The organism is Rhodococcus maanshanensis NBRC 100610 (assembly GCF_001894865.1).
Classification (GTDB): Bacteria; Actinomycetota; Actinomycetes; order Mycobacteriales; family Mycobacteriaceae; genus Rhodococcus_G; species Rhodococcus_G maanshanensis.
The window spans coordinates 39,269-45,268 of record NZ_BCXA01000054.1 but is presented as its reverse complement, the minus strand read 5'-3'; the positions used below and the strand labels follow the sequence as shown (position 1 = coordinate 45,268).

The window sequence follows — 6,000 nt, the reverse complement described above, 5'->3', positions numbered from 1 at the left end:
GGGATCGTCTGCGCGTTCGCGAGGTACTCCGCCTTCACGGGCGCCTACCCCCGCCGCGGCCAGTTCGACCAGCGTGCGCACGGCGTAGTCCACCTTCGCGGTGATGTGCACGGCTGCCCCCTCGCCTGACCGGTCCATCCGGCGGTTGATTCCTACCATCGCGGTATGAAACCGGGCAAGCGCAGTTGACAGGCCCAGCTCGCCACTGCCAGCCTGGACCGCATGTCCGGCAACTCTGCGCTCACGGTGCGACGCCACGTCGACCTCCTGCGCGTTGCCGCCGCGCTCTGTCAGTAGCGGTCCGCCCCGCTCCCCCTCCCCGCGACTGGGCCCCAACGGCTCGTCGACCGGCGCGCGCATGCCGCCGCACTGACATCTCGGAGCACCCTTCATGAGCATCGACCTGCACTGGTTCCTGCCCACCGCCGGCGACGGCCGCGGCATCGTGGACAACTCGAACTCGTCCACCGCCGATCCCCGGACCGCCGGGAACAGGGCCCCGACCCTCGAGTACCTGACCCAGGTCGCCCGCGCCGCCGAGCAGGCCGGGTTCACCGGCGTGCTCACCCCAACCGGGACGCACTGCGAGGACGCCTGGCTGACCACGGCCGCCCTGATCCCGCTGACCGAGCGGCTCAAGTTCCTGGTCGCGTTCCGGCCAGGGGTCATCTCGCCGACACTGGCCGCGCAGATGGCCGCCAGCTACCAGCGCCTGTCCGGCGGGCGACTGCTGCTCAACGTGGTGACCGGCGGCGACTCGCAGGAGCAGCGCAGCTACGGCGACTGGCTGACCAAGGAGCAGCGCTACGCGCGCACCGCCGAGTTCCTGCAGGCGCTGCGCGGGACGTGGGGCGAGGCCCCGTTCGACTTCGACGGCGAGCACTACAAGCTGGTCGGCGCGACCACGTCGGCTCCGCCGAACCCGGTGCCGCCCATCTATTTCGGCGGATCCTCCGCGGCGGCACTGCCGGTGGCGGCTGCCCACGCCGACGTGTACCTCACCTGGGGCGAGCCGCCGGCACAGGTGGCCGCGAAGATCGCCGCGGTCCGCGAGCACGCCGAACGGGCCGGGCGGACCATCCGGTTCGGCATCAGGCTGCACGTGATCACCCGCGACACCTCGAAGCAGGCGTGGGCGGTCGCCGACACGATGCTCGCCGGCCTCGACCCGACCGCGGTCGCCGAGGCCAGCGCCCGGTTCGCGCGGTCCGAGTCGGAGGGGCAGCGGCGGATGGCGGCCCTGCACGGCGGCAGCACCGCGTCCCTGGAGATCTCCCCGAACCTGTGGGCGGGCGTCGGGCTGGTCCGCGGCGGGGCGGGCACCGCGCTGGTCGGCAGCCACGAGGAGGTCGCGGACCGGATCGAGGAGTACCACTCGCTCGGCCTGGACGAGTTCGTGCTGTCCGGGTACCCGCACCTGGAGGAGGCGTACTGGTTCGGCGAGGGGGTGCGGCCGATCCTGGCGCGCCGGGGCCTGCTGGCGGGTGGGCGGGCGCTGATCTCGGTGTGACCGACTGCGGGCGGGGGCGTCTGCGGTCGACCGGATCTACAGTCGCAGCACGCCCATCGCCGCGTCGAGCAGCACCCGCCCGAGCTCCTCGTCGTCGGCGTCCGGCACCGCCAGGTTCGCCGACAGCGCCGTGTTGAGCACCTCCAGCGCCGCGACCGCGCGGATCGTGGACTCCGCTGGGGCGTCCGGGCCGGCCAACCAGATGTTGATCCGCCGGTTGATCTCGATCAGCTCGGGCAGGATCGGGCCGAGGGTGGCGCTCATCGCGGAGGCGTCCCGGACGAACAGCGACCCCTCCGCACGGTGATTGAGCAGCCCGATCAGGTAGCGGCGCAACACCTCCCGGATGCCGTCCTCGGTGTGCGGCGCCTGATCGAGCGCGTCGGCGACGTCGCGCATGACGAACAGGATCGGGGTCACGATGGCCAGGAGCAGGTCGGCCTTGGACGAGTAGTGGTAGTAGAGCGAGGCCTTGGTGATGCCGACCTCGTCGGCGATCTCCCTCAGGCTGGTCTGCTCGACGCCCTTGGCGATGAACTGCCGGAGAGCGGCCTCTCTGATGGCCGATCTGGTATCTCGCGCGCCCATCGTCGACCACCTCTCTTCCTTCGGTCCGGTCCGAACACACCGGCACCATAAGGCCCCACACAGCGCGGCGACGAATCATTCCAGTTGTCCGTCGCCCACGTGGGTGCGTAGTCTACCTACCGCACGGTAGGCAAACTTGCAGAACGCGGTGTGGAGGGGCACATGTTCGGGAAACTTGCTCGATTCGTTGTACACAATCCATGGAAGATCATTGCGGCGTGGATCATCGCCGCCGTCGCGGTCGTGGCGCTCGCGCCAACGCTGACCGACGTGCTCAACAAGGAGCAGTCCGGATTCCTGCCGGATACCTACGAGTCCATTCAGGCGCAGCACCTCGCCGAGGAGCAGTTCGGGAAATCCGAGGACGCCACGGCGACCATCGTCATCAAGCGCGAGGACGGGCAGCAGCTCTCCGCGGAGGACCAGGCCAAGGTCGAGAGCCTGGCAGGCACGATCAACGCAACCGGTATCGATCGGGTCGTCGGCGCCGAGACGGGACCGCAGGCGCTCGCCGAGAACAAGGAAGTCCAGCTGGTCAGCGTCGGACTCCAGGGCCTGCCCGACGAGAAGCCGGTCGGTGAGGCGGTCAAGGAGATCCGCAAGATCGGCGGCGAGACCCTCGCGGACAGCGGCCTGCGGATGTCGGTCACCGGTGACGCCGCGCTCATGGTCGACAACGAGGAGGCGTTCAAGAACGCCGAGGCGATCATCGGCATCGTCACGGTCCTGCTGATCATCGGGCTGCTGCTGGTCATCTACCGCAGTCCCGTCGCGGCCCTGCTGCCGATCGTCTCGGTCGGCATCGTCTCGTCCATCGCGCCCGGCATCATCGCCCTGGTCGCGAAGGGCACCGGCCTGCAGGTCGACCAGTCGCTGCAGATCATCCTGACCGTCGTGCTGTTCGGCGTCGGCACCGACTACATCCTGTTCCTGCTGTTCCGCTTCCGTGAGCGGCTGCGCGCGGGCGAGGAGAAGACCACCGCGCTGATCAATGCGGTCGAGCGGGTCGGCGAGGTCATCGCCTCCGCGGCCGGCGCCATCATCGTGGCGTTCTGCGCGCTGCTGCTCGCGATCTTCGGCGCGTTCCGCAGCCTCGGCCCCGGTCTGGCCATCGGCGTCGGCATCATGGCGCTCGCCTCGCTGACGCTGATCCCCGCGATCGTGGCGCTGATCGGCACCAAGGTGTTCTGGCCGTCGAAGTCCTGGCAGAAGGAGCCCAAGGGCACCGTCTTCGCCAAGCTCGGCGCGTTCACCGGCCGTCGTCCCGGCGTGGTCGCGCTCGTCTCCGGCGGGCTGCTGGTCGTGATGGCGCTCGGCATGTTCGGCTTCAAGACGGACTACGACCAGCTCGGTCAGCTGCCGTCGACCACCGAGTCGGCGCGCGGCATCAAGGACCTGCAGTCCGGGTTCCCCGCCGGCGCACTCAACCCGACGCTGGTGTACCTGCACTCCACGAACGGCACTGCGTTGGACAAGGCCGAGGTGGAGCGGGTCGCCCACGAACTGGCGTCCGCACCCGGCATCGGCGGCGCCATGCCCGCGGGGCCGGACGGCGGTTTCGCGCTGATCTCCAAGGACGGCAGCACCGCTCAGATCAACCTGCTGCTGAACTACAGCCCGCAGTCCAACGAGGCGCTCGACGCGATCGACCCGCTGCGCGAGGCCGCGCACACCGCCGCACCGGAGGGCACCGAGGTGCTGGTCGGCGGGCCGACCGCGGCGTTCACGGACATCCGCGACGCGAACAACCGCGACCTGTCGGTGATCTTCCCGGTGGCGGGCGTGCTGATCGCGCTGATCCTTGCGCTGCTGCTGCGTTCGCTGGTGGCGCCGCTCTACCTGATGGCGTCGGTGGTGCTGGTGTTCTTCTCCACCATGGGCGCGACCGCGTTCCTGTTCACCGTGGTCGGCGATCGGCCCGGCATCTCGTTCTCGCTGCCGATCATGCTGTATCTGTTCGTAGTGGCGATCGGGACGGACTACAACATCCTGATGATCGCGAGACTCCGCGAGGAGGCACGCGAGGGCCGAAGCCCAAGGGAGGCAGCCCGATTGGCCATCGCACACGGCGGGCCGTCGGTGGGCGCTGCCGGCATCATCCTGGCGGGCACCTTCGGGTCGATGCTGCTGTCCGGGATCGCCTTCATGACCGAGATGGGATTCGCTGTCGCCCTTGGCATCCTGCTCTCGTCGTTCGTGATGTCGATGTTCCTGGTGCCCTCGATCACCGCACTGCTCGGCCACAAGGCCTGGTGGCCGGGGCACGGTGACGCCGTCACCGCAAGCCGCCCCGACGAGGATCTGGAGCCCGCGCGGGTCTGACCCCGCCGAGCCGGAACCACACAGGGCCCGCCCCTTCCGTCACCACGGAAAGGGCGGGCCCTGCTCGTTGTCGTAGTGGCTAGCTGGTCCAGGCCGCCCGGTGGCTGTCGGCCGGCTGCGCCGGATCCCAGTTCTCGGCCTGGAAGTTGGTCGTGTGGACGCTGTCTCCGCCGACCTCCGTGACGGTCAGCACGCCGATCATGGATCCGAGCAGCGACGGCTTGGCGATCACGGCGATCGCGGAGGCGGTGTCCTTGAGCGCGTCGCCGTCGAGGTCGCTCGCGCAGACCCGGACCGTGAGATCCACGGTCGACGGGGTCTGTCCGCTGTTCAGCTTGGTGACGGCACCGTCGACGGTGACGCCGGAGGGCAGCGCCGCGGACTTCGCGATCACGGTCGCGGTGGGATCGTCGGCGCTGGCGTCGCCGGGGCAGGTGGTGGTGGGAGCGGCGGAGGCCTCGGCCGCGGACGAGGTGTCCTCGGAGCTGCAGCCGGCAAGAAGGAGAGTGGCCCCGAGTGCGAGGGCGGTCACAGTGCGTTTCACCCGGTCATTGTGGATGCAAATGTCGGCGCCCGCATCACGGGGGGTGAACATCCGGTGACAGGGCCCCGTGTCGCCGGTCACACTGCTCTACATGTGGGAATCCCTGCCGGAATTGTGGAACTCGCTGCCGAGGCCGTTGCGCGACCCTGTCGCGTTCGCCATTCCCTTCTTCGTCCTGTTCCTCGCCCTGGAATGGACGGCGGCCCGGTACCTCGCCGCGCCCGAATTCGGCGCGGACGGGCGGGCCCATCCCCCGCGCGGCGGCTACGACGCCGTGGACGCGCGGACCAGCATCTCGATGGGCGCGGTGTCCGTGTTGACCAGCGCCGCATGGAAGGCCATCGCCCTGGTCGGGTACGCGGCGATCTACGCGTATCTGGCGCCGTGGCATCTGCCGGTGGACGCCTGGTACACCTGGGCGATCCTGATCGTCGGCGTCGACCTGTTGTTCTACTGGTACCACCGGATCGCCCACCGCACCCGGATCGTGTGGGCCACCCACCAGGCGCACCATTCCAGCGAGTACTTCAACTTCGCCACCGCGCTGCGACAGAAATGGAACAACAGCGGCGAGATCCTGATGTGGATCCCGTTGCCGCTCATCGGGATCCCGCCGTGGATGGTGTTCGTCGGGTTCTCGATCAACCTCGTGTACCAGTTCTTCGTGCACACCGAGCGGGTGGACCGGCTGCCCCGGCCGGTCGAGCTGGTGTTCAACACGCCGTCGCACCACCGGGTGCATCACGGCTGCGACCCCGAGTATCTCGACAAGAACTACGCAGGAATCCTGATCATCTGGGACCGCATGTTCGGCACCTTCACTCCCGAGACGCACCGCCCCACCTACGGGCTGACCACCCCGGTGCGCACCAACAACATCCTCACCCTGCAGGGGCACGAGTACGCCGCCATCGGCCGCGACGTGCGCGCCGCCGGGTCGTGGCGGGAACGGTTCGGGTACGTGTTCGGCCCGCCGGGATGGACGCCATGACCGCCCGGTAGCGGTGATGGCCTGCGTCACACTTCACGTGTTAAC

Annotated in this window: 6 protein-coding genes; 4 read left to right on the top strand and 2 right to left on the bottom strand. The window is 69.1% G+C overall.

Annotation, left to right across the window (positions count from 1 at the left end; all coding sequences use genetic code 11):
* Window positions 1–222 precede the first annotated feature (222 nt).
* Both RM1_RS27215 and RM1_RS23020 read left to right on the top strand, forming a co-directional pair.
* Window positions 223–297 (top strand): putative leader peptide, encoded by a 75-nt coding sequence (locus RM1_RS27215; protein WP_369693554.1) that lies wholly within the window; start codon window positions 223–225, stop codon window positions 295–297.
* A 94-nt stretch (window positions 298–391) separates the two neighbouring features.
* Entirely contained in the window at window positions 392–1,510 is a 1,119-nt protein-coding gene (locus RM1_RS23020) for an LLM class flavin-dependent oxidoreductase (protein ID WP_072753958.1), read from the top strand.
* Window positions 1,511–1,546: 36 nt separating this feature from the next.
* On the opposite strand, the gene RM1_RS23015 is transcribed toward RM1_RS23020, so the two are convergent.
* On the bottom strand, window positions 1,547–2,098 hold the full coding sequence (locus tag RM1_RS23015; RefSeq protein ID WP_027501695.1) for a TetR/AcrR family transcriptional regulator: 552 nt from the start codon (window positions 2,096–2,098) through the stop codon (window positions 1,547–1,549).
* Window positions 2,099–2,260: 162 nt separating this feature from the next.
* Here RM1_RS23015 and RM1_RS23010 point away from each other — a divergent pair, with 162 nt between their 5' ends.
* Complete coding sequence (locus tag RM1_RS23010; RefSeq protein ID WP_072753957.1) at window positions 2,261–4,420, top strand: MMPL family transporter; 2,160 nt, start codon at window positions 2,261–2,263, stop codon at window positions 4,418–4,420.
* Between the two features lie 79 nt (window positions 4,421–4,499).
* Here the strand turns inward: RM1_RS23010 and RM1_RS23005 are convergent, their stop codons facing one another.
* Window positions 4,500–4,964, bottom strand: a complete 465-nt coding sequence (locus tag RM1_RS23005; RefSeq protein WP_156042500.1) for a hypothetical protein — start codon at window positions 4,962–4,964, stop codon at window positions 4,500–4,502.
* A gap of 91 nt (window positions 4,965–5,055) precedes the next feature.
* Here RM1_RS23005 and RM1_RS23000 point away from each other — a divergent pair, with 91 nt between their 5' ends.
* The gene (locus RM1_RS23000) at window positions 5,056–5,955 is read left to right on the top strand and encodes a sterol desaturase family protein (protein WP_072753964.1); all 900 of its coding nucleotides are present in this window, start codon (window positions 5,056–5,058) and stop codon (window positions 5,953–5,955) included.
* Window positions 5,956–6,000 lie beyond the last annotated feature (45 nt).

What these genes read in the sequence shown, in the direction of transcription:
- RM1_RS23020 (WP_072753958.1), top strand. Translation starts at nt 392, where the DNA reads ATGAGCATCGACCTGCACTGGTTCCTGCCCACCGCCGGCGACGGCCGC.
- RM1_RS23015 (WP_027501695.1), bottom strand. Translation starts at nt 2,098, where the DNA reads ATGGGCGCGCGAGATACCAGATCGGCCATCAGAGAGGCCGCTCTCCGG.
- RM1_RS23010 (WP_072753957.1), top strand. Translation starts at nt 2,261, where the DNA reads ATGTTCGGGAAACTTGCTCGATTCGTTGTACACAATCCATGGAAGATC.
- RM1_RS23000 (WP_072753964.1), top strand. Translation starts at nt 5,056, where the DNA reads ATGTGGGAATCCCTGCCGGAATTGTGGAACTCGCTGCCGAGGCCGTTG.